General features: G+C 41.8%; 24 protein-coding genes and 1 pseudogene. 20 read left to right on the top strand and 5 right to left on the bottom strand.

Annotated elements, in window-relative coordinates; translation table 11 throughout:
• Positions 1-29 precede the first annotated feature (29 nt).
• The 20 genes and pseudogenes from AC4E92_RS00360 to AC4E92_RS00265 all read left to right on the top strand — a co-directional run bounded on the left by AC4E92_RS00360 (position 30) and on the right by AC4E92_RS00265 (position 15,966).
• On the top strand, positions 30-665 hold the full coding sequence (locus tag AC4E92_RS00360; RefSeq protein WP_490238597.1) for a bifunctional 2-keto-4-hydroxyglutarate aldolase/2-keto-3-deoxy-6-phosphogluconate aldolase: 636 nt from the start codon (positions 30-32) through the stop codon (positions 663-665).
• A gap of 80 nt (positions 666-745) precedes the next feature.
• Entirely contained in the window at positions 746-1,957 is a 1,212-nt protein-coding gene (locus AC4E92_RS00355) for a competence/damage-inducible protein A (protein WP_490238596.1), read from the top strand.
• A gap of 38 nt (positions 1,958-1,995) precedes the next feature.
• Entirely contained in the window at positions 1,996-3,984 is a 1,989-nt protein-coding gene (locus AC4E92_RS00350) for a chemotaxis protein CheW (RefSeq protein ID WP_490238595.1), read from the top strand.
• 16 nt (positions 3,985-4,000) lie between these two features.
• Complete coding sequence (locus tag AC4E92_RS00345; RefSeq protein WP_490238594.1) at positions 4,001-4,462, top strand: chemotaxis protein CheW; 462 nt, start codon at positions 4,001-4,003, stop codon at positions 4,460-4,462.
• Positions 4,462-4,821 (top strand): chemotaxis protein CheY, encoded by a 360-nt coding sequence (gene cheY, locus AC4E92_RS00340; RefSeq protein WP_490238593.1) that lies wholly within the window; start codon positions 4,462-4,464, stop codon positions 4,819-4,821. Before AC4E92_RS00345 ends, cheY begins: the two co-directional genes overlap by 1 nt.
• A gap of 56 nt (positions 4,822-4,877) precedes the next feature.
• The gene (locus AC4E92_RS00335; RefSeq protein ID WP_490238592.1) at positions 4,878-5,165 is read left to right on the top strand and encodes a flagellar biosynthetic protein FliO; all 288 of its coding nucleotides are present in this window, start codon (positions 4,878-4,880) and stop codon (positions 5,163-5,165) included.
• Positions 5,162-5,914, top strand: coding sequence for a flagellar type III secretion system pore protein FliP (gene fliP, locus AC4E92_RS00330; protein WP_490238591.1), 753 nt, complete (start codon positions 5,162-5,164; stop codon positions 5,912-5,914). The genes AC4E92_RS00335 and fliP overlap by 4 nt, the downstream gene beginning before the upstream one ends.
• 9 nt (positions 5,915-5,923) lie before the next feature.
• Positions 5,924-6,187, top strand: a pseudogene (gene fliQ / locus AC4E92_RS00325) (flagellar biosynthesis protein FliQ); the annotation flags it as partial.
• 1 nt (position 6,188) lies between these two features.
• Positions 6,189-6,965 carry a flagellar biosynthetic protein FliR gene (fliR, locus tag AC4E92_RS00320; RefSeq protein WP_490238590.1) on the top strand — a complete coding sequence of 259 codons (777 nt, stop codon included), beginning with the start codon at positions 6,189-6,191 and terminating at the stop codon, positions 6,963-6,965.
• Positions 6,887-8,017 (top strand): flagellar biosynthesis protein FlhB, encoded by a 1,131-nt coding sequence (gene flhB, locus AC4E92_RS00315; RefSeq protein ID WP_490238589.1) that lies wholly within the window; start codon positions 6,887-6,889, stop codon positions 8,015-8,017. Before fliR ends, flhB begins: the two co-directional genes overlap by 79 nt.
• Positions 8,018-8,064: 47 nt before the next feature.
• Positions 8,065-10,107, top strand: a complete 2,043-nt coding sequence (gene flhA, locus AC4E92_RS00310; protein WP_490238588.1) for a flagellar biosynthesis protein FlhA — start codon at positions 8,065-8,067, stop codon at positions 10,105-10,107.
• Entirely contained in the window at positions 10,104-11,210 is a 1,107-nt protein-coding gene (gene flhF / locus AC4E92_RS00305; protein WP_490238587.1) for a flagellar biosynthesis GTPase FlhF, read from the top strand. The genes flhA and flhF overlap by 4 nt, the downstream gene beginning before the upstream one ends.
• Complete coding sequence (locus tag AC4E92_RS00300) at positions 11,194-12,024, top strand: AAA family ATPase (RefSeq protein WP_490238586.1); 831 nt, start codon at positions 11,194-11,196, stop codon at positions 12,022-12,024. The genes flhF and AC4E92_RS00300 overlap by 17 nt, the downstream gene beginning before the upstream one ends.
• A gap of 9 nt (positions 12,025-12,033) precedes the next feature.
• Positions 12,034-12,720 (top strand): flagellar brake protein, encoded by a 687-nt coding sequence (locus tag AC4E92_RS00295; RefSeq protein WP_490238585.1) that lies wholly within the window; start codon positions 12,034-12,036, stop codon positions 12,718-12,720.
• A 1-nt stretch (position 12,721) separates the two neighbouring features.
• A complete protein-coding gene (gene cheC / locus AC4E92_RS00290; protein ID WP_490238584.1) occupies positions 12,722-13,324 on the top strand; it encodes a CheY-P phosphatase CheC in 603 nt (200 codons plus the stop codon).
• Complete coding sequence (cheD, locus tag AC4E92_RS00285; protein WP_490238583.1) at positions 13,324-13,806, top strand: chemoreceptor glutamine deamidase/glutamate methylesterase CheD; 483 nt, start codon at positions 13,324-13,326, stop codon at positions 13,804-13,806. The genes cheC and cheD overlap by 1 nt, the downstream gene beginning before the upstream one ends.
• A gap of 13 nt (positions 13,807-13,819) precedes the next feature.
• On the top strand, positions 13,820-14,560 hold the full coding sequence (locus AC4E92_RS00280; RefSeq protein WP_490238582.1) for a sigma-70 family RNA polymerase sigma factor: 741 nt from the start codon (positions 13,820-13,822) through the stop codon (positions 14,558-14,560).
• The gene (locus AC4E92_RS00275) at positions 14,514-14,810 is read left to right on the top strand and encodes a hypothetical protein (RefSeq protein WP_490238581.1); all 297 of its coding nucleotides are present in this window, start codon (positions 14,514-14,516) and stop codon (positions 14,808-14,810) included. The genes AC4E92_RS00280 and AC4E92_RS00275 overlap by 47 nt, the downstream gene beginning before the upstream one ends.
• Entirely contained in the window at positions 14,807-15,298 is a 492-nt protein-coding gene (locus AC4E92_RS00270; protein WP_490238580.1) for a hypothetical protein, read from the top strand. Before AC4E92_RS00275 ends, AC4E92_RS00270 begins: the two co-directional genes overlap by 4 nt.
• Positions 15,277-15,966, top strand: a complete 690-nt coding sequence (locus AC4E92_RS00265; RefSeq protein ID WP_490238579.1) for a hypothetical protein — start codon at positions 15,277-15,279, stop codon at positions 15,964-15,966. Before AC4E92_RS00270 ends, AC4E92_RS00265 begins: the two co-directional genes overlap by 22 nt.
• Here the strand turns inward: AC4E92_RS00265 and mfd are convergent.
• From mfd to rho, 5 genes are read right to left on the bottom strand one after another with little or no spacing between them, the layout of a single operon-like run.
• Positions 15,955-18,762, bottom strand: a complete 2,808-nt coding sequence (mfd, locus tag AC4E92_RS00260) for a transcription-repair coupling factor (RefSeq protein ID WP_490238578.1) — start codon at positions 18,760-18,762, stop codon at positions 15,955-15,957. The two genes, AC4E92_RS00265 and mfd, sit on opposite strands and share 12 nt — an antisense overlap.
• On the bottom strand, positions 18,749-19,732 hold the full coding sequence (locus AC4E92_RS00255; protein ID WP_490238577.1) for an adenine nucleotide alpha-hydrolase family protein: 984 nt from the start codon (positions 19,730-19,732) through the stop codon (positions 18,749-18,751). Before AC4E92_RS00255 ends, mfd begins: the two co-directional genes overlap by 14 nt.
• Complete coding sequence (locus AC4E92_RS00250) at positions 19,693-20,166, bottom strand: metallophosphoesterase family protein (RefSeq protein WP_490238576.1); 474 nt, start codon at positions 20,164-20,166, stop codon at positions 19,693-19,695. Before AC4E92_RS00250 ends, AC4E92_RS00255 begins: the two co-directional genes overlap by 40 nt.
• Positions 20,163-21,107, bottom strand: a complete 945-nt coding sequence (locus AC4E92_RS00245; RefSeq protein ID WP_490238575.1) for an ROK family glucokinase — start codon at positions 21,105-21,107, stop codon at positions 20,163-20,165. The genes AC4E92_RS00250 and AC4E92_RS00245 overlap by 4 nt, the downstream gene beginning before the upstream one ends.
• A 15-nt stretch (positions 21,108-21,122) precedes the next feature.
• Positions 21,123-22,376 carry a transcription termination factor Rho gene (gene rho / locus AC4E92_RS00240; protein ID WP_490238874.1) on the bottom strand — a complete coding sequence of 418 codons (1,254 nt, stop codon included), beginning with the start codon at positions 22,374-22,376 and terminating at the stop codon, positions 21,123-21,125.
• Positions 22,377-22,576: the final 200 nt, after the last annotated feature.

Genomic DNA, 22,576 nt, shown 5'->3' with positions numbered 1-22,576 from the left:
AATGAATTTGTTAAGAAAGGAGGGGAAAAATGAAAGTTGTTGAGGAAATCATTGAAAATGGTATTGTAGCTGTGATCAGGGTGGATTCTCCCTCAAAAGCTGTGGAAATCTGCAGAGCCTGCAAAGAAGGTGGGATCGTTGCAATTGAGGTAACTTTCAGCGTACCACACGCGGTGGAAGTGATCCAGCAAATAGACAGAGAGATGAAAGACCAGATCTTACTTGGAGCCGGGACGGTACTGGACCCATATACAGCGAAAATAGCCATCGAAGCCGGTGCAAAGTACATAGTAGCTCCAAATCTATCCGAAGAAACAGCTCTGTTGTGCAACAAACACAGAATACCGTACATACCCGGGGTTCTGACGCCAACTGAGATCGTCAGAGCTCTTGAGCTGGGAGTTCCACTCATTAAACTTTTCCCCGCTTCAGCGGTTGGACCGTCCTACATAAAGGCAATTCACGGACCGCTTTCGCAGGCTAAGATCATACCAACTGGTGGTGTTGAGCTTGAAAATGTCAAAGAGTGGATCAAAGCTGGAGCTGTAGCAGTTGGAATCGGTGGCGGGTTAACAAAGGGTACCAGAGACCAGATTGTTGAAAAAGCCAAAAAGTTCGTTCAGCTGGTTAAAGAAGCAAGAGAAGAGATCGCCAACATGCTATAGTCTGCAAGATTTGTGAAAAGTAATTGGAGCAGTCTGAAAAGACTGCTCTTTTTGTATAATTTTTGTCAGGAGGCCATGCGATGAAACTTGCCAGTATCATAACAATCGGTAGTGAAATAGTCGAAGGCATCATACTAAACACAAATGCAAAATACATATCTGAAAGATTGACAGAGTCAGGTGTTAAAGTCAAAAGAATTGTCGCGGTAGATGATGATTTGAAAGATATTGTCCAGGCAGTTGATCAGGCAATGAAAGATTCGGACGTAATCGTTCTCAGTGGTGGTCTTGGACCCACTGAAGATGATAAGACTCGCGAGGCTGTTGCAACTGTTCTGGAACGGCGGCTCGTACTAAACGAAACACTTAAAGATTCTATCAGAACGAAACTCTCGCGGTACCACAAATACGTCGCCATGAATAACGACAGACAGGCAATGGTGATCGAAGGTGCCACAATACTTCCAAACAACGTGGGCAGTGCACCTGGTCAGTTGATAAATCACGATGGAAAGATTTTGATCCTTTTGCCAGGTCCACCGCAGGAATTGAAACCCATGTTTGAAAGCGTACTTGATGAGCTGAAATTCGAACAACAAACAATCACTCTGTCAATGCTGTTCTTTTCAATTGCAGAATCAACCCTTGATGAAATGATTTTGAAACTCTCACCAGATCCTGCAATAAAAATTGCCACTCAGGCTTCCTATGATGATGGAATAAGAGTGAGGTTCATTTCTACAAAACAAAACCAGGAAAAAGTAAATGATCTTGCGCAAAGATTAATTGATGCAGCAAAAGATTACTTCATAGGTTTTGGCAACATCACACTTGAACAAGCTGTGGTGAAAGCTTTGAGAGAAAAGAACAAAACACTGTCGATTGCTGAATCCTGCACAGGTGGTATGATAAGTTCCAGAATAGTAAACGTGCCGGGGGCATCTGAAGTTTTTCTTGGTGGTATCGTCGCATACGACAACTCGGTCAAAAAAAAGCTGTTAAAGGTCAGCGACGAAATCCTAACACAGTATGGAGCGGTCAGTGAAAAATGTGTTGTACAGATGGCACACGTGGTGAAGGAACTTACAGGTAGCGATTTAGCAATCGCGGTTTCTGGTATAGCAGGACCGACCGGGGGAAGTGATGAGAAACCCGTGGGTACTGCTTTTCTCTGCGTAGTTGCAGATGGCTTAGAGCAGGTGACCAGGCTGTTTTATCCACATGAAAGAAATATCTTCAGAACGCGAGTTTGCGCATACAGTTTGTACTTAATCTTAAAGTGTATTTCATGATATAATTATCTTCACAGCGATCGATGGGAGGAATCACCATGAACGAACAATATCTTGGTGTTTTTATCGACGAAAGTAAAGAATACATTCAGACACTCAATGACTCTCTACTGAAACTCGAAAAAAATTATCAGGATTCAGAAGCAATAAATGAGACATTCAGAGCGCTTCACACATTGAAGGGTATGTCAGGTACAATGGGTTTTGAAACGATGTCAAAACTCTGCCACAAGATGGAACAATTACTTGACAGAATAAGGAGTAAAAAGGTCATACTCGATTCAAAGATGCTGGATCGACTTTTTGTTGGTGTGGATGTGCTTGAAAAGATGATAAATTCCATATCAAAAAACGGGACAGATCAGTTACAAGAACTCGATGTTGCTGAATTTGCACAGAGCTTTGAAGTACTCTCGTCAGGAACAGAAACAGAGACAGAAACAAAAGAAGTTCCTGCTGAGCAATCGACCCAGGCTCAGGTTTCTAAAGATATCTCTGAATCAGTTGAAAAAGTCATCGCTCAGGCAGCAAAGGAAGGATACAACGCTTACCAATTGACCATCACGCTGGCTGAGGGTACGCAATTCAAGGCAGTTAGAATGTACATGGTTTTCAAAGCCATTGAAGATCATGGAGGACAGATTCTCAGTTCTAAGCCGTCTGTTGAAGATATCGAGCAGGAAAAGTTCGATAGAGATGTACAGTTGATCATAGTAATCAAGGAGGAAAAGGAAGCTTTGCGAAACATGTTGATGTCTATATCTGAGATAGAGAAGGTGACTATCCAGGACATTTCGCATGAAAAGCCGATAGAGTCAGAAACAGTTCAAATTGATACCAAACAGCAACAGATCAAGACTCAACCCACAAAAGAAAGAATAAGACTCACTCAAACTGTCCGCGTCGATATCGATAAACTGGATAACCTGATGAACCTGATGGGAGAACTTGTAATATCAAGAAGCAGGATAGCCGATACACTCAGAAAATACAGCATAAAAGAAGTCGATGAAAGCCTTTCACAGTTGAACAGAATAAGTCTAGATTTGCAAAATGTTGTAATGAAAATAAGAATGGTGCCAATATCATTTGTGTTCAACAGATTCCCGAGAATGGTCAGAGATCTGGCAAAGCAACTGAATAAGGAGATCAATTTCATTGTTGAAGGAGAAGATACAGAATTAGACAGAACATTCGTTGAAGATATAGGTGAACCACTGCTGCACATGCTCAGAAATGCAATAGATCATGGTTTAGAGTCAAAAGAAGAACGTCTGGCTAAGGGAAAACCACCTGTCGGAACTGTCGTACTTTCAGCCAGACATGAGGGCAATAACGTGGTTATCGAAGTCAAAGATGATGGACGTGGAATCGACAGATCAGCGGTCATCAAAAAAGCCGTCGAAAAAGGATTGATAACCGAAGCACAGGCTGAATCTCTACCCGATGAGAAGATATATGAATTTCTTTTCATGCCGGGTTTTTCAACAAAAACCGAAACCACAGAACTCTCTGGACGCGGTGTTGGACTGGATGTGGTCAAAAATGTCGTTGAGTCTCTGAATGGAACTGTGAGTATAGAAAGTGTGAAAAACAAGGGAACGACAGTGACAGTGAGATTGCCTCTGACACTTGCGATAATTCAGGCACTCTTGGTGAAGGTCAACGATTTTGTTTACGCTATACCAATTGCGAACATCGACAGTACGCTGAGTATAACAAAAGATCAAATTCAAAGGATTCAAGATAAACAGGTCTCGGTCATAAGAGGTGAGATAATTCCTATTGTGAAATTGTGGGATATACTTGAACTACCACATCAATCAGAAGACACCATATACAACACAGTTATAGTCAGAGTTGGGAATAGAAAATACGGTTTGGCAGTTGATACACTGATCGGTCAGGAAGACATAGTGATTAAGTCTCTTGGTAAAATTTTCAGTGATGTCAGAATTTTCAGTGGCGGTGCGATACTTGGAGATGGCAGTATAGCCCTGATACTCGATGTAGCCAATATTGCCTGACTTTGGGAGGGATCTTATGCAAAACGAAACGGAATTTGAGGTATTTGTATTCGATGTTGGTGGTCAAGAGATGGCGTTCGATGTTGAACATGTGAGTATGGTCATAGAGAAACCAGATATAACACCTGTACCGAGATCGAAAAAAACTGTCCTCGGTGTCATGAACTTGCGTGGAAGAATCGTACCTGTGATAGATCTGGGAATGCTGTTAGAAATCAACTGTGAAAAATCACAGGATGAAAAAGTCGTTGTCGTTAACTGGGAAGAAATCGAAGTCGGTTTCTTGGTGAACAAGGTCAAGGGTGTTTTACGGTGTGACGTGGCTGAAGTTGAAAAATTGCAAGAGCTTGCAAAATTTGGTGAAAAATGCAAGGGTATCATCAAGAAAAATGAGGAATTGATAGTTTATCTAAACCTGGAAAGAATACTTGGCGAGTTAATCGCCGTTGGAGAATACAGTAGTGAGGGGGTATGGTAATGGCAAAACGAGTACTGATAGTTGACGATGCCGCGTTCATGAGAATGCTCCTTAAGGACATAATAACCAAAGCCGGCTATGAAGTTGTCGGAGAGGCAGCGAATGGAGTTGAAGCTGTTGAGAAATTCAAAGAATTGAAACCAGATATAGTCACAATGGACATCACTATGCCCGAAATGAACGGTATTGATGCAATAAAAAAGATCAGAGAATTTGCACCGGATGCTAAAATCATCGTATGCAGTGCCATGGGACAGCAGGCTATGGTGATAGAAGCTATTCAGGCTGGAGCAAAAGATTTTATTGTAAAGCCATTCCAGCACAGCAGGGTTGTGGAAGCCCTTCAAAAAGTCGGTTGATCGAGGTGGGATGAATAGGATCGCTCTTTTTACAGGTGCTCCTGGCTTTCACCTTTTTGATAGTATTTCTCGCCATAGTGTATTTTATCGTCAAAAGACGAAATGTTTTTGGTGCCTCGAGAAATATAAAGATACTCGAGAGGTACTACGTGGATAAAAACTGCTCAATAGTTCTGGTTAAAATCATGGAAAATTATTTTTTCCTGCTTGTTACACCAAATAGTGCAACTGTTCTCAAGGAACTATCGCAGAATGATGTGGGTCAATTGGAGCAGGTTGAAAGTTTCTCGCAAATGCTTTTTAGAAAACTTGGAAGGCGCGAGAAAGGAAAAGAAGAAAAATGAGAAAAGTTCTGGTACTGATACTTATTCTTCTGCCAACCTTGATCCTTCCTCAGGAAGAGTTGCCATTTCCTTCGATCAGCATAGGAATCTCACCGGCTCAAAATCAAAGAGATTTAGTTGTAACTCTTGAAATTCTCCTTGTTTTAACGATATTGAGTCTGGCACCGAGTATAATAATCCTTTTTACATCATTCACAAGGATAATCGTCGCATTTTCATTTTTGAGAAACGCTCTTGGTACAAGACAAACTCCTCCTTCACAGGTTCTCGTGGGTCTGGCACTTTTTTTGACGTTCTTCATCATGCAACCCGTTTGGTCTGATATATACAACAAAGCAATTACACCCTATATGAAGGGAGAGATAGGTTATCAGGAACTTTTTTCGAGAATGATGCAAAGGGTTCGTGTTTTCATGGTAAATGAACTGGTAAACCACCACAACGAAGACAATGCATTTTTGCTTGCATCGAGTGTCGGACAGAAGTATGACAAGATCGATGATATCCCCAATACAATAATCATACCTGCCTTTGTGCTCGGTGAACTGGAACTTGGTTTCAAGATGGGCGTTTTGCTGTACATTCCTTTCATCGTCATAGATATGGTTGTTGCAAGTGTATTACTTGGTATGGGTATGATCATGATTCCACCTGTGCTGATCTCACTTCCATTCAAGGTATTGCTGTTCATAGCAGTGAACGGCTGGGATTTAGTTGTAGCAGGCTTGATAAAAAGTTTTGCGAGGTGATTCGATACGACTCTTGAGCTTTTTGTAGACGCATTCAAAGATGGTATTCAGACAGTCATAGTTGTAATAACACCTGTTTTGCTGGTGAGCCTGATCGTTGGATTAGTCATAAGTATTTTCCAGGCAGTCACCCAGATACACGAACAGACATTAACCTTTGCGCCGAAGATAATACTCATGCTTTTAACCATAACATTTTTGGGAAGCTGGATGTTTCAGAAGCTCATTGAGTACGCTCAAGAGATGTGGGAAAAGTTGATTGGAATGATCTGATTTGGATCTAAGGGAATTTCTTGAGACGAAGTTTATATGCTGGATCCTGATAGTAACACGAACGGCTGGTATGTTCACAATAGCACCGTTCTTCGGTGACTGGTTTTTGCCAGTCCAGGTGAAGATCCTTTTAGTAATCTTTCTGAGCTGGACATCTTTACCTGTGGTGAATGAATCCATAGCTCTGAACACACCTGTTTTGCAAATCGTACTTGCGATCTTCAGCAACTACACTTTTGGACTTGCCATAGGTTTTTTAGCCCTGCTTCCAGTTGTTGCACTGAGCGTTTCAGGTGAGATATTTGGAACACAGATGGGTTTTGCTATGTCGTCGGTTTTCGACCCGCAGAGAGAGGAAGTACCTCTTCAGGGAGAGCTTCTGTACATACTCGGTCTGTACGTTTTTGTTTCACTCAAAGGTCATCTATTGGTCTATCAGGCTGTCGTTGATTCACTCAGAATTGTTCCACTGTCCAGAACGATCACCAATTTTGATTTTGTCAGCATCCTGACCAGCAAGACCACCGAAATGTTTGAAATAGCGATGAAGATAGGATTGCCAATCATAGGATTCATGCTTGTCGTCTCTATAGCCCTTGGTATAGTATCAAGGCTTGTACCGCAGATGAATGTTTTCATGGTTGGTATGCCATTGCAGGTACTGGTTGGTTTTATACTCTTTGTGGGGATGATACCGATATGGGCAGATGTCTTTTCCCAGATAGCGAACAAGACCATAAATTTCTTAGATTATTTCATTCAGGTACTTTCAAAATAGATCTTCAACTGTTCGCAGACCCTGAGAGAACTGAAAAACCCACACCGAGAAGGCGAAGAAAGGCTCGTGAGGAAGGACAAGTAGCCGTATCCAGAGAACTCAACATGGCAGTCTCCTTTTTGACTGGAACCATTGTTATGAAATTCATCATGCAAAGGCTGATTGATTTTTCGATCTTGGGCAGTATTCCTTTTTTATCCTTGGATGGTTTTGATTTTTTGGATGATATTTCATCCAGGACTTATCATATATTCAATAATGTTCTACTGATGCTTGCTGTTTTGTTTTTTTCAATAGCAATCTCTGGAATTGTCATTGGTGCGATGCAAACGCGCTTTCTTTTGTCTTTTAAACCATTAAAAGCCGATTTAAAAAGGATAAATCCAATAGAGGGATTCAAACGAATGTTTTCAACAAGAAGTCTTTTTGAACTTGCAAAATCTATATTCAAGATGATCATCGTAGGCTATGTGGCATACACTGTGATCAAACCAAAGTTCAATTCATTCAGTCTCTATTCAGACGTACAATTGAGTGATTCAATGAAGTTCATATTCAACTTAGTATATGAAGTGATGCTCAAGTGTTCAATTGCCCTGCTTGTGCTGGCAATTATTGACTATTTTTATCAAAGGTGGGAATTTGAAAAGAGTATACGCATGACAAAGCAGGAACTGAAAGAAGAGTATCGAGAAATCGAAGGTAGTCCAGAAATAAAAAGAAGGCAGAGAGAAATCATGGCAAGGTTGTCCAGGGGAAGAATGCTTCAGCAGGTACCACAGGCAGATGTTGTAATCACAAACCCCACACATATCGCGGTAGCTTTGAAGTACGATCCAGATGAAATGGAAGCACCAGTTGTTTTAGCAAAGGGTACAGATGAGATCGCAAAAAAGATAGTTGAGATAGCAAGGCAAAATGGTATACCAGTTGTTCAAAACCCCGAAGTTGCCCGCCAGCTTTATAAAATGACAGATATCGGAGAACAGATTCCATCAGGGCTCTATAGAGCAGTCGCCGAGATACTTGCCTATGTTTATTCTCTGCGATAGTGATTAGTTTCATATTTGGTATAATTTAGTATTAAGGGAGTGCCCTGATGAAGAATGTGGATATTTTTGTTGCCGTTCTCATAGTGGCAATAGTTTTTTTGATGATATTACCTATTCCCGATTTGATGCTGGACTTTTTCCAGCTGCTCAACATTGCTCTTTCCTTGGTGATTTTGCTATCAACCATGTACATAAAGCATGCTCTGGATATGTCATCTTTTCCCACTCTGTTACTCATAATCACGCTGTTCAGACTCGGATTGAATGTGGCTTCAACAAGGCTGATTCTTATTGAAGGGGAGCAATTTCAGGGAAGGGTTATCAGGACATTTGGAGAATTCGTTGTGAAAGGTGATTACATCGTTGGACTTGTGGTGTTCATAATACTGGTCATAATTCAGTTCATTGTGATAACCCGTGGTGCTGAAAGAATAGCAGAGGTTGCAGCCCGTTTTACACTCGATGCCATGCCTGGAAAACAGATGAGCGTAGACGCCGATTTAAATGCAGGTCTGATCAGCGAACAGGAGGCAAGGCAGAGGCGTGAAATGATCCGCAGAGAGGCAGATTTCTACGGTGCAATGGATGGTGCGACGAAATTTGTCAGAGGAGATGCCATTGCGAGCATAATCATAGTGCTTGTGAATATAATAGGTGGTATTCTCATAGGAATTTTAAAGCATGGTCTTTCAATTGCCGACGCGGCAAAGGTCTACACACTTCTGACCGTTGGAGATGGCCTGGTTTCACAAATTCCCGCCTTACTCGTTTCAACGGCTACCGGTATTCTCGTTTCAAGAGCGGCATCCAAGGAAAATCTCGGACAGGACCTTGTGAAAGAACTTTCTTCAGAAAGAAAGGTGATAATCATAACAGGCGTGATACTGGCATTCTTGGGCATCGTCACGCCACTACCTTTAACGAGTACCGTCATCGGTATTATCTTCATTGCACTTGCCATTTACACAGCTCGAGCTGCTCCTCAACCGGTTTCGCCTGCACCTATAGGTCCAGCGGCTGCTGCACCGACAAAACCCATTCTGACCACGCCACAGGAAGTTGCCGAGGTGCTTCAAACAGATACGGTGGAAATCGAGATCGGTTATGGCTTGCTCCCGCTTGCAGATCCAGCCCAGGGCGGTGATCTACTCGAACGGGTGACAATGATAAGAAAACAAATAGCCTTCGATCTTGGTCTGGTCATCTCGCCAGTTAGAATAAGAGACAGCGTACTGCTCAAACCAAACGAATATTTGATAAAAATAAGAGGTGCGGAAGTTGCCAGATATGAATTGATGCCAAATAGATTACTGGCAATAAACCCAGGTACGGCTGTCGAAAAGATCCCAGGTATTCAAACAAAAGAACCGGCTTTCTCACTGACAGCTTTCTGGATTGAGCCATCTCGCAAGGATGAAGCAACAAGGCTTGGCTATACAGTCGTCGATCCACCAACGGTGTTTGCAACTCATTTAACAGAGGTATTAAAAAGAAATGCACCGGATCTACTTGGTGCAAGAGAATTCAACATGTTGATCGATGGACTGAAGGAAAAATTTCCACAGCTTGTCAGCGACCTGATGCCAACTGTTCTGAAACAGGCAGATGTGAAAAAGATTTTGCAAAAGCTTTTGAGTGAAGCGATATCCATAAGAAATCTTCCATTGATCTTCGAGACTTTGCTGGAATATGGTGAAAAATCAACAGATATGACCTATCTTGTTGAGCAGGTCAGAAGGGCACTGAGACGTCAGATAGTACAGTCAGTGGTCTCTGACGATGGCAAAGTGCACGCCGTAGCCTTTGACCATGAGCTGGAAAAGAGGATACTGGATTCCATACAGGACTTCAACGGAGAAAAGAAAATTGCACTCAATCCACAGATTCTCAGAGAACTGATGGAAAAGACTTCAAAGCAACTTGAAGGTCTTATGAAAAAAGGTTTTTCCCCGGTTGTTGTTTGCTCCAGTGCTATAAGACCGTATCTTTCATCAACTATAAGGAGATTTCTTCCCAATGTACCAACCATAGCATATGAAGAGCTTCCGGACGATGTAACAGTTCAAATAGAGGGTGTGGTCAGGCTGTGAAGGTTAAAAAATACATGGTCAACGACATAAAAGAAGCCCTCGAACAGATCAAAAGAGATTTGGGTGAGGATGCCGTTATACTGAGCACCCGAAGTGTTCGAAAAGGTGGATTTTTGGGAATAGGTGCCAAAAGATATCTGGAGGTTACTGCCGTCTGCGAAGACAAGCCTTACAGAGCTGAGAGCAACGATGTTTACAAGTTTCAGGAACTGCTGGTGAAAAACAAAGAAAAGCGTCAGGATGAGGAAATAAGAGAACTCAAGCAGATGATTCAGGAAATGAAATCGATTTTGAGTCTGAACAGGCAGAGTGATCTTCCCCAAAATATCCAGAAACTTTTCAGAGCCCTTCAAAGCCAGGACGTTGACCCGTCGGTCATAAATAGAATCATTGAATATATAAGAATAGCATACGGCGACGTTGAGATTGACGAAACTTTTAGACAAAAACTCGCTGAATACATAATACCTTTTATGAAAACCGAAGTACCGCAACTTCAGAAAGTAGTACTGCTTGTAGGACCAACCGGCGTTGGTAAAACGACGACTCTGGCAAAACTCGCGGCAAAACTGAAGCTCGTTGAGAAAAAACAAATAGCAATTCTCACGCTTGACACTTATCGAATAGCAGCTACGGAGCAGTTGAAAACCTACGCCACAATCATGGATATACCAATGAGAGTGGCTTATACACCAAAAGAAGCAAGACTGGAACTCGACGCCATGCAGGATTTTGATACCATTCTGGTGGATACTGCCGGCAGAAGTCAAAACAACGACATACAGATGAGCGAGTTGAAAGCGCTTGTTGAAACAATCTCACCGCATATCTGCTTTTTAGTCGCGAGTATGAACTGCAAGTATTCAGATTTCAAAGATATCATGAACCGTTTTGCCGTTGCAAAGTATACACATGTGATTCTCACAAAAATGGATGAGACAAAATCATATGGGCATATAATAAATGTACCACAGACGAGTAATGCTCCGATTGCCTTTATCACCAATGGTCAAAGAGTCCCAGAGGACATCATGGAAGCTAATGCCAGGGAGCTTGCATACATTTTTTCGAAAGAGGTGCTTAAGGTTGCACAATCAAGCTGAAGGGTTGTTAAAGGACCAGCCAAAGGTAATAAGTGTGGCAAGCGGAAAAGGCGGCGTTGGCAAGACAATAATCTCGGTGAATTTGGCTATAGTACTTGCACAAAGAGGTGAAAAGGTACTTCTCTTCGATGCCGATGCCGGTTTTGCCAATGCCGAAATATTAATGGGTGTTACACCGAAAAATACGCTGAAAGATTTCCTGCAAAAGCGCGTCAATCTTGAAAAAATCATTTTCCAGACACCTTATCAGGTCGATCTGATAAGTACGGGTATGGATGTGGATGATCTAATAACATTCAACCTACAGGACAAATCAGATCTGTACAACCATCTTCAGCGTGTGGCATCTAATTACCAATTTGTGATTTTTGATTTTCCCCCTGGCTTTAACGAAGAACTCGAAAGGTTTTACGCAAGCTCAGACCATCTCATAATGATCACTGCCAGTGAGCCAACTTCGCTTGTGAATGCCTATACTTTTGTGAAGCTGATGACAGTAAAAGGTGTTGACCCAGACGGTTTTCACATAGTTATGAACATGGTCAGGGATATGCGAGAAGGAAGAAAGGTTATGGAAAGATTTGTCTCTGTTATAACCAGATTTGCAGGTATTCCGATCACATCAACTCATTTGATTCGCTATGAACCGCTGGTCAAAGACAGCGTTAACAAACAAATTCCTTTTGTAACAGTAAAAAAGATGTCTCAACCAGCTCTGGCAATTCACGGAATAGCAGATATAGTATCGAAAAAACAACCTGTCAGGAAACTGTCCTTCATCGACAAAGTAAAAGCACTTTTCGGTGTCAGTTGAGGTGCTTGAATGGCTGAGCAGATCATTCAGGTTGATGCACAGACGGTTATCAGACCGGGAATGCCTTTGCTCATAGAAGTCGAGTCCAAGGATGGTAAAAAGGATGTCCTCAAAAGCACCATTCACGAAGTATATTTTGACAGAGGTATACTCAAGATAGCCATGCCAAGCTTGAAAGGAAGGTTTGTTCCTCTACCAAGAGGCGATTTTATCTATGTGACCGCACTGTCAGATAAAGTCGTCTATGGTTTTTCAAGCCGTGTTTTAGACTATGGAAGAGATGAAGACAACTTTCTAACAATGCACATAACAATTCCTCCGACTGTCAAAAGAATTCAAAGACGAAGATATGTCAGAATACCACTTGTATTGAATGGGACATATAATTTGCCCGGAGATGACAAAGAATACAGTTTTTTGACACGTGATTTCAGTGCCGGTGGTATGTTGATGTGTACAAGCAAGATTCTTGAAGTTGGACAGCCAATCTTTGTGAATCTGGATCTGGGAAACATCAAACTTTATCAGCAAAAGGCACAGATTGTGAGATCTGCCGGAAAAAACGAAGCAACCGGTTTTTACGAATATGGCGTACAATTTCTCGAACTTCCTGAACAATTAGAAAGATCACTGGTAGTTTTTGTTTTCCAGCAGGAATTGAAAATGAAAAAAGCATCCCGTGGAGAGGAGGCGTGAGATGCAGTTAAATGATAGACAGCTTGATCTTCTTAAAGAGATTGGCAATATCGGTACAGGTAACGCCGCAACTGCTCTATCAACACTCACAGGAAAGAAAATTGAAATAACTGTGCCAAATGTCGAAACAGTACCGATAGAGAAAATCATATTCGTGTTTTCACAACCAGAGGATATCGTGATAGGAATAAGGATGGTTGTGAAAGGAGATGCACAGTTTGACATCCTGCTGATTTTAGACAGACATGCAGCAAAAAAAATTTTAACAGATCTTCTTGGCAGTCCCTGTGAAGATATCACACAGCTCGATGAAATGTCGGTATCTGCTTTGAAAGAAATCGGCAATATCATGTGTGGTTCTTACATCACAGCCCTTGCAGAGTTCACTCAGCTTTACTTGGATCCTTTACCACCTGAGCTGAGTATAGATATGCTGGTTGCAATCGTCTCGGAAGCTATACTGGCAAGTGAAAATTATGAAGACAATGCCATATTCGTTGAAACGGAATTGAGCGTGGAAGACATCAAATCTGCCACTTCACAGATGCTTTTGATACCAAGGCAGGGAAGCTTGGAGAAAATCTTTTCGAAGGTGGGACTTTGATGGTTAAGAAAACAATAATTGGAATTGGAGAAATCGCGATAGAGAAAAATCCAGCCATAATTGTCACACTTGGATTGGGGTCCTGTGTTGGTGTCTGTGTAAGAGACCCTGTTGCGCGCATAGGCGGGATGGCACATGTAATGTTACCGGAAAGTCCGGATAAAGACATTAAAAATCCGGGAAAATATGCAGATACAGCGGTTAAATATTTGATCGAAAAACTCGTTGAAATGGGGGCTTCTCAGTCAAGAATCGAGGCTAAGATCGCTGGTGGAGCTGCGATGTTTGAGTCAAACGCCATGAACATAGGCAAGAAAAACGCGGATGCCGTGAAGTACTGGCTCAAATACTACGGCATACCACTCAAAGGTGAAGATACAGGTGGTAACAGAGCAAGGAGCATTGAGTACAATGTCGAGACCGGCAAACTGCTGGTGAGAAAGGTGGGAGGAGGAGAAACTGTACAGATCATCGAAATATAGAGAGGATGATCATGTGTACAAGATCAGTGAAGAAGAAATAATAAAAGAGATGTTGCCCGCCGTGAAAAGAATAGCATCAGATTTGCTCCACAACTTGCCCAAAAATGTGGAGTTTGACGATCTGGTCCAGGAAGGTGTCTTAGCACTTTTATCAGCTGTTCGCAGGTATGATCCGAAAAAAGGTACTAACCTGCACGCCTTTGTCATAAAAAGGGTTAAAGGTGCAATGTACGATTATTTGAGAAGAATAGACTGGATGCCAAGAAACCTCAGGCACAATGTCAAAGAGGTCGAAAAGGCAGCCTATGAACTTGAATCCAGGTTGAACAGATATCCCACTGTCGAGGAAATAGCTCTGCACACAGGTTTAACAAGCAATGAAGTGAAAAGAGCACTGGATGAGACTGTTAGAAAACAATTGCTGAGGCTTGATGAATACCTATATGAAGATTTCGATTCATTTGCCGATAACTTGAGTGAGCAGGATGAACCTTCGCAATCTGCTTTCAAAGAAATCATCGCCGAAAAACTGGCACAAGCTATAAAAATGCTGCAACCTCGAGAACAGTTGGTGCTGTCACTGAGATTTGAGCAAGATCTTTCTTTGAAGGAAATCGGTCTAATTATTGGGGTGAGTGAGTCAAGGGTGTCACAGATTTTATCAAGTGCACTTTTGAAAATCAAAAGGTACATCCTGGGGGAGAACAATGATAACACCAATCGATCTTCAGACGTTAATTGTGAAGGGAACTGATATATCTTCAACTGCCGCCCAGAGCATCAACACCCAGATAGCAGCAAGTGAGCTGGCAAAATCGGAAATCATCATCAAGTCACAGCAACAAACGAAAATGGTTAACCCCGATAACAGGATTGAGGAGAAAATCGTGAAAACAGCAACTGAAGAAGGCGGAAGAGGCTCTGGAGGATATTATTTTGGTAAAAAACGGCAACACCCTGAAAAAGAGGAGAAAAAAGGATTCATACTGGATGTGAGACTGTGATAGGGTACCTATCGGTTAAGAAAATGGATGAGAAATACGTTGGAGGCTTGCTGATAATCGACGAATCTGGCATACCACATGAGTTCAAATATACAGATCCAATAACCCCAACTCCTTTACAGAGAATTTTGTATGGCAAATCACTGGAAAGTTATTTGAACACAGAGGTCATTGCAAAATCACTTTTGAAAAAAGTTGAAAACAGACCGGAAATAGTCTTTACCGACACTTCGATTTTGATGGACGCTTCTGAAAACGTTTTCTTTGTTATTCCGACTGTCCCATCTCAGGAGCAAATTGAACAGCCAAGTCCAGATGAATGCATTATTCCATTTGGATCAGGCGCCGTTCGTATTTCTTCAAACAGGGAAATTTCAAAAGAAAAATTGGAAAGATTCAAACAGCTTGTTGAAGAAATCGATATTCTTGAACCTTTCCAGAGACTTCAAAAGGCACTTGAATACATATGCAAATCTTCAGGCAGTTGATTGAATCTTTGAAGATGGAATTTGGACTCATTAAAGTCAACAACATTCAGCCACTGTCATTTGCACCATTTATCCAGAATCTACCTGTGCTGGTAAACGTTAACGACAAATTCAATACATTTTCTTGCTCGGTAAAACAATTAAAGTCACCTGACAGTGAATTGGTGATCAAGTCGTTGCAAAAAAGCCAGCAAGACGTACGGATCAATTCGTCAGATTGCACAAAGACAATTCTGGTAAACGAAGGAACAATACATCCCAAAATTTCAGTATCTTTGTTCTATAACAGAGAATCCTTTCAGCAGATGATAAAATCAGAAGATTTCCATTTTAACGTTGAGTCCAAGCAATATCATCTCATGAAAGCACAGGTGAGAGAAAAAAACCTTCCGATTTTGAAGATCATGAGGTTCAAACCATCTTCTTTTCCCAGAACAGACGAAGCGCTAAAAACTTTGGAGAATTTTTTAATGCATTATAAAAACAGAGTGGAAAAACTCGAGTTCATTGGATATTACCACTCCGTTCCAATACAAAGTGCCAGAAGATATGTGATAATGAACAAAGACCTTGTGCTTGAACTATCCGATAAGAAATCAAAACGAGTCGATCTGTTTGTGTTTAAAAGCTCCGATGAGTACCTGTTTCAGGTGGTTTCAGAAAAGTAGTTTTTTCACAAAACTCAGTACCTCTTCAGGTTCAACGTCATTGAAAAAGTACGCCTTGAATCTTTCGTTGTAGAGATATCTTTTGTTGGTTTTGATATTAAGCTGTTTTTCACTGAAAATTTGCAAGGTGTTTTCTTCATATCTTATCTTCTTTATTCCCTTTATAGATGCTATCAGTCTGAGTTTGAAAATCTCCGCAAGCAAAATCACCTGCTGTGGATATTCACCAAACCTATCTCTCAATTCGGACAGTACATCATCAACCTGCTGGACAGTTTTGCAGGATGCCAGCCTTCTGTATATCCTCATGCGTTCCATTGGATTTTCAATGTAATCTGAAGGAATAACCAGCTCTCCTGGTATACCTTCTATTTCTGTATCAACATGAGCATATTCATCAACAATCGATTCACCTTTAAGTTTCTTTAACTGTTCACCCATGATTTCTAAATAGAGATTGAGACCAACTTCGTTGATGACTCCATGCTGTTCAAAGCCGAACACAGAGCCTATACCTCTCATCTGCATATCTTTTATCGCAAGTTGCAGCCCACTGCCAGGACCTGAAAACTGTTTTATAACTTGAAGCCTGCGGGCAGCGGAGTCCTCCAGATCTGAATCGTACAAAAAGTATGCAAAGGCACGCTTATCGCTCCGTCCAACCCTGCCTCTGAGCTGGTAAAGTTGAGCCAGACCATATCGATGTGAGTCATCCACAATGAGTGTATTTGCATTCGGAATATCGATTCCGTTTTCTAAGATCGACGTACAGACAATGACATCAGCTTCATGTTCATAGAAACTCCTGACTGCCATGGAAAGTTTCTTGGAGTTCATTCTACCGTGCGCAACAACGATCCTGACCTGCGGTAAAATTTTTTTCAACCGTTCATACACGTCGTATATATCCTGTATCCTGTTGTGTACATATATAACCTGTCCACCTCTGTTGATCTCCCTGAGCACCGCTGCTCTCACAAGCTGTTCGCTGTACCTTGCAACGTAGGTGATGGTCGGCAATCTACCAAACGGTGGTGTGTTAAGAACACTCATATCTTTCATTCCACTAAGAGCCATGTGAAGAGTTCTTGGGATAGGTGTTGCGCTGAGAGATAAAACATTTACATTTAACCGTAGTTTTTTGAATTTTTCTTTTTGTTCCACTCCAAAATTTTGTTCCTCATCTATGATGACAAGCCCAAGGTCTGAGAAATTCACTTTCTCAGATAAAAGTACATGGGTGCCAATGACGACATCCACGGTACCATCACGCAACTGTTCAAAAATCCTGTCTCTTTGAGATTTACTCACAGACCGGTCTATAACCTGCACCGAAATTGCAAAGGGTTCCATTCTTTCTTTGAAAACTCTGTAATGTTGCTTTGCCAGAACAGTTGTTGGAACCAAAACTGCAACCTGTTTACCAGACACAACGCATCGAAAAGCCGCTCTCAGTGCCACCTCGGTTTTTCCATAACCGGCATCTCCGCATAAAAGCCTGTCCATAGGTTCATCGCTTGCCAGGTCATTGAGCACCTCCTCAATTGCCACCGATTGATCCTGAGTTTCCACGTATGGAAAAGTTCGTGCAAATGCCTTCTCAAGCTCTGTGTCACCAGTCAACCTGAGTCCCTTTGCCTGATGCCTTTTTGTGTATATTTTAATCAGTTCGGTGATCCTCTCTTTCAAATTCTCTCTGACTCTTTCGACGCGCTTCGTCCAGCTTCTGGATTGCAATCTATCTATCTTCACATTTTGAATGTCTCCGATGTATCTGTGAATCCTGTCAAGTCTTTCAACAGGCACATATATGGTTGAATCTTCATATTTTATTACGATGTATTCTCTCACACCCAGCGGATTTTCAACTCTTTCAACACCTTTATAAACGCCTATACCGTAATCTTTATGAACAACATAATCACCTACACTGAGTTCTTCTTCATCCAGAATCGGTAATTGTTCCACCTTAGAACTCTTTGCCGTTAGCTTCAGGGTTTTGAGGTCAAACTCCAATGGGGTGAACCTTTCAATGAATTTGACCAGCTCCGATAGGCTCACCTGAGAGTGCTCGACATACTCGTCGACCAGATCTTTCTCAAGAATCTCGCGGATTTCCCTTTCTCTTTTTGCGAATTCCTGCTGGCATCTTTCAAAATCAACGATAAAGGTGTTGAAAGAAGCATAATCAAAGATGGTGGAGTTGGAACCAGCCTTGCCAGGAACAGTATCAAAGGAATGAACATCGCTGATATACTCACGGGCAGGCAATAAAACAACTTCTTGAAGTGTTTCAACAGAGCGTTGAGAAATCACGTCAAAGAATCTGATGCTCTCAATTCTGTTGCCAAAAAGTTCTATTCGAATCGGTTTATCGTAAGAAGGTCCAAAAAAATCGACAATATCACCACGAACTGAAAATTCTCCCTGTGCTCTTACGAGAAAAGCCCTTTCGTAACCTGTTTTAAACAGGAACTGTTCAAAGTCACGAAACTCGTCCCCGATCCTCAAAATTCTTGTAAAACTCTTCAATTGCTCACAAGAAAACGTTTTTCTGCTAATCGCATGAAGTGTTGTGACTATAACATCCTTTGAACCGTTTGCCAATCTCCAGAGAACTTCTATACGACTTTTTCTCACCGGCATGGAAACAGGTATCTCTTCAAATGGGAAAACGTCGTGAGAAGGAAAATACATTGCACCCAGTTCTGATGCCAGTGATTGTGCGTCGTGCTCGGTTGGGACTATTATCAAGATGGGTTTTTCGGCTTTTTTAAAAATCTCATCTATTGTCATACTCAAAACCCACTACCTGGAAGGTTCTCAGGCGTGAATTGGTAGATTTATACCATTCAGCACAAACCGGGACGGCAAAATCCCTTTGAATAAATCCCTGAAAAACCCTCAATCTCGCCACGGGGTCGTTGAACAGACCCGGATTTGCCAGGATTTTCAGTTTAACCGGTTTTTTCAGCACGTGAATTTCATCTACTTTATCAATGGTTCTCAATCTTTGAACGACCTGATCTGATTCCTGTTCACCCAAATGCGGTAAGACATTTACCAGTGCGATATTTCTGGAAAGAGGACCAATTATTTTTACATTCGCCAGTGTCGGTTTGTAGTTAATCTGGTTGAGAAAAGAGAGCAGGGTTTCGTTACAGGAGCTGACAGCTTCGCCATGGTACGAAGGATTCGTCATCATCTTCATAAGATGTTTCAATTTACAGCCTTCACGTTGAGAAGACTCCCCTATCTTCACTGGTCGAATACCGAGGTGATCAAGAAGTAACCTTATAGTTTTCTTATCCAGATCGATCAACGGTGAATAAACTCTGCCGTTGAGCTTTACTCCGTTCTGTCCCCAGCTATCTGAAAGGTTTGAACCTGTTGCAACGTACGACGTGTGATCCACATCGAGCACAGATTGAAGTTTTGCAAAGCGAGTACACGCATTGCAACTTGGTCCGTGGCGCCATATCTGAGACTGTCTGTGCTGGCCATCCACAAAAATCAGCTCAAGACCAAGATCCTTAGCCATTTCAACAACACCGTCTTTTGCCGTTTTGTAGGTGAAAGTACCCCAATCGACATTTACAAGAACTACTCTGTCTTTACCAAGGGCTTGCTTGGAAAGGTATGCAACAAGTGAACTGTCTTCACCACCGGAGAAGGCAACCAGCAGCTTACCGTGTACAGTGTTTTTTATATCAAGCAAGATCTTATCTATAATCTGTTGAACTGGATCTTCAACTGACTGCCACATATTTCCACCAATGCAAAACTTTTATCATCACAGAAAGAACCGGGATTTATGAATCTCACAGATTCTAAAACAGAGTCATCGGTTTTATGAGTATGACCATAGAATATGATATCTGGCTTATCATCAAAAACCGAGAGAATTCTATCACGTATCGATAAAGGAGAACCCCAGCCGTGACAGATTCCCACCTTCATCGACTCAATCTGAACCATCATTTTTGACGGTAAATGTTCTTTTACATCTATATCATCCATGTTACCATGAACAGCGTACAGATTTTTTGACGACGCCTGCAGTGTTAAAACAGTCTGTAAATCGACAAAATCACCTGTGGCAATAACTGCATCAACTTGCTGGGCTATATGCAGTAATTCATCTGGCAGGCTATGCAATTTAGTAGGCACGTGCAGGTCCGAAATGAGCAAGATTCTCAAGCTTTTTTCATCCTCTCGATAACGATCGAAGCCGCACCGAGAATGCCAGCATCTTTACCAAGTTCGCTCAACCTTATCTGGTAAGTCCCCAGCATCGTTGGTAGTACATAATCCTTAGATCTCTCAAAAACAGGGTTGAGCAAAAATTCCCCGGCATTTGCTATGCCACCACCGAGAACAACCAGTTGCGGATTGAATATGTTCACCAAACTGCCAATAGCTACAGCCAGAGCACTGACTACTGTATCAAAGATGCTCAGAGCAAACTGATCACCCATTTTTGCATGCTCAAAGATATCTTTCGGTGTTACCTGATCGGGTGTTTTCTGCTTAAAGAGCGAAGAATCCGTATGTCTGGAGTATCCATCAAGAACAAACCTCTTCATCGCAGTTGCCGAGGCAAGTGCTTCAAGACATCCATTTGAACCACAGCCACACTTTGGACCATTTGGAAGCACATTCATGTGTCCCAATTCAGCACCAATACCCGTGCTTCCTCTTAGAAGAACCCCGTGAGTTATTACTCCTCCACCGATACCTGTTCCAAGGGTAAGGCAGACAAGATGATCATAACCTCTTCCCACTCCAAAAGTGTGCTCACCAAGTGCGTAAGCATTCGCGTCGTTTTCTACGAAAACTTCCAGATCAGTGTATTTTTTGATCTCTTCAGCCAGTGGAAAATCATGCCACCCAGGAAAGTTGGGAGAAAATCTCACAACACCTTTTTTATGATCTATGCTACCAGGAGAGCCAACACCTACAGCCAGTACTTGCGAACCTTCTTTTATCCTGTTAACCGCCTCAGCCAGTCTTTTGGCAACAACCTGTGGACCATCATCCACCTTTGTCTTACCGTGGTTTCGAGCGACGATCCTTCCGGTTTCATCAACCAGTCCAACTGCAAAATTGGTTCCTCCAAGGTCTATTCCGATCACGTACAAGGTCTCTACCTCCGTCTAATATTTTACCTTTTGCTGGTCGATAAGAGCAAGGAAATCTTCATTTGATTCTGTCTCTTGAAGTTTTCTTAAAATAAAATTCAGACCTTCTTCTTCTGTCATGCCACTCAGTACTCTTCTCAGTATCCAGACTTTTTTGAGTGTATCTTCGCTGAGCAACAGTTCTTCTTTGCGAGTACCTGAAAGCTGAAGGTTTATAGCCGGGAAGATTCTCTTATTAGCCAGTTGTCTTGAAAGAACCAGCTCCATATTACCGGTGCCTTTGAATTCCTCGAAAATCACTTCATCCATCTTGGAACCAGTTTCTATCAACGCCGTTGCGATGATTGTCAGACTCCCACCTTCTCTTGTGCTTCGAGCCGCTCCAAAAAAATGTTTTGGTTTGTAAAGAGCCGCTGGATCAACACCACCGCTCAAAAGTTTCCCGCTCGGTGGTACCTGTATGTTGTACACTCTTGCAAGCCTTGTGAGACTGTCAAGCAATATGACAACATCATGCCCGTATTCAACCAATCTCTTTGCCATTTCAAGTGTCAGCTCTGCAACTTTTATCTGCTTGTCAGGTGCCATATCAAACGGTGCTGCTATGACCTGCGCATTTACAGATTCGCGTATATCTGTAACTTCTTCTGGTCGCTCATCTATCAACAGTACAATTCTATGGGTTTCAGGATGATTTATGGCTATACCGTTGGCTATTTCCTTGAGTAAAGTGGTTTTACCAGCCTTCGGCGGCGCGACTATCATACCGCGCTGACCTTTACCGGTTGGCGCAAAAATATCAATCAATCGAGTAGAAAGAATATCCCTTGATGTCTCAAGTATGAACCTTTCTTTTGGGTAATCTGGAGTTAAATTTTCAAAGTTGACCCTTTCACTGGTTGCCTCTGGTGGTCTGAAATTCACAGCCTCAATTTTTATCATGGCAAAAAACTTTTCACCTTCTTTCGGCGGTCTGATAATGCCAGATATTATATCTCCTGTGTTCAGGTTGAATTTTCTTATCTGAGATTGTGATATGTAAATATCGTTTGCACTCGGCAATAGATTATCTCCACTTCTGAGAAACCCATAACCATCTGAAAGGATCTCTAAGACCCCGGTACCGAAAAACAATCCATGAGATTTCGCCTGAGCTTCGAGTATGGAGAAGATAAGGTCTCGTTTTCTCAAAGTTGTGTACCTTGGAATATCGTACTTTTTAGCCAGATCGTACAGCTCTTTGATCGTCATACGCTCCAGATCATCAATTTTGACAGTAACATTTTCGTTCTTTTCTTGTTCGTTGTTGTTGACCAAGGAGAAACACCTCCAAATCAGATATACAAATCAGCACATTTAAAAAGTAAGGGCACTAATCGGGTTGGCATCTAAAAAAGAGGTTACAAATAAAATTTACCAGATAAACATCAATTAGTCAATAGATTGAATAAAAAGGGAAAATCCCCATT

It is taken from the genome of Pseudothermotoga sp., from assembly GCF_031962025.1.
Classification (GTDB): Bacteria; Thermotogota; Thermotogae; order Thermotogales; family DSM-5069; genus Pseudothermotoga_B.
Note: the sequence above shows the minus strand (reverse complement) of the source record. Positions and strands in the feature narration are given on the sequence as shown.

What these genes read in the sequence shown, in the direction of transcription:
- AC4E92_RS00360 (WP_490238597.1), top strand. Translation starts at nt 30, where the DNA reads ATGAAAGTTGTTGAGGAAATCATTGAAAATGGTATTGTAGCTGTGATC.
- AC4E92_RS00355 (WP_490238596.1), top strand. Translation starts at nt 746, where the DNA reads ATGAAACTTGCCAGTATCATAACAATCGGTAGTGAAATAGTCGAAGGC.
- AC4E92_RS00350 (WP_490238595.1), top strand. Translation starts at nt 1,996, where the DNA reads ATGAACGAACAATATCTTGGTGTTTTTATCGACGAAAGTAAAGAATAC.
- AC4E92_RS00345 (WP_490238594.1), top strand. Translation starts at nt 4,001, where the DNA reads ATGCAAAACGAAACGGAATTTGAGGTATTTGTATTCGATGTTGGTGGT.
- cheY (WP_490238593.1), top strand. Translation starts at nt 4,462, where the DNA reads ATGGCAAAACGAGTACTGATAGTTGACGATGCCGCGTTCATGAGAATG.
- fliP (WP_490238591.1), top strand. Translation starts at nt 5,162, where the DNA reads ATGAGAAAAGTTCTGGTACTGATACTTATTCTTCTGCCAACCTTGATC.
- flhB (WP_490238589.1), top strand. Translation starts at nt 6,887, where the DNA reads ATGGGCAGATGTCTTTTCCCAGATAGCGAACAAGACCATAAATTTCTT.
- flhA (WP_490238588.1), top strand. Translation starts at nt 8,065, where the DNA reads ATGAAGAATGTGGATATTTTTGTTGCCGTTCTCATAGTGGCAATAGTT.
- AC4E92_RS00295 (WP_490238585.1), top strand. Translation starts at nt 12,034, where the DNA reads ATGGCTGAGCAGATCATTCAGGTTGATGCACAGACGGTTATCAGACCG.
- cheC (WP_490238584.1), top strand. Translation starts at nt 12,722, where the DNA reads ATGCAGTTAAATGATAGACAGCTTGATCTTCTTAAAGAGATTGGCAAT.
- cheD (WP_490238583.1), top strand. Translation starts at nt 13,324, where the DNA reads ATGGTTAAGAAAACAATAATTGGAATTGGAGAAATCGCGATAGAGAAA.
- AC4E92_RS00275 (WP_490238581.1), top strand. Translation starts at nt 14,514, where the DNA reads ATGATAACACCAATCGATCTTCAGACGTTAATTGTGAAGGGAACTGAT.
- AC4E92_RS00265 (WP_490238579.1), top strand. Translation starts at nt 15,277, where the DNA reads ATGCAAATCTTCAGGCAGTTGATTGAATCTTTGAAGATGGAATTTGGA.
- mfd (WP_490238578.1), bottom strand. Translation starts at nt 18,762, where the DNA reads ATGACAATAGATGAGATTTTTAAAAAAGCCGAAAAACCCATCTTGATA.
- AC4E92_RS00255 (WP_490238577.1), bottom strand. Translation starts at nt 19,732, where the DNA reads ATGTGGCAGTCAGTTGAAGATCCAGTTCAACAGATTATAGATAAGATC.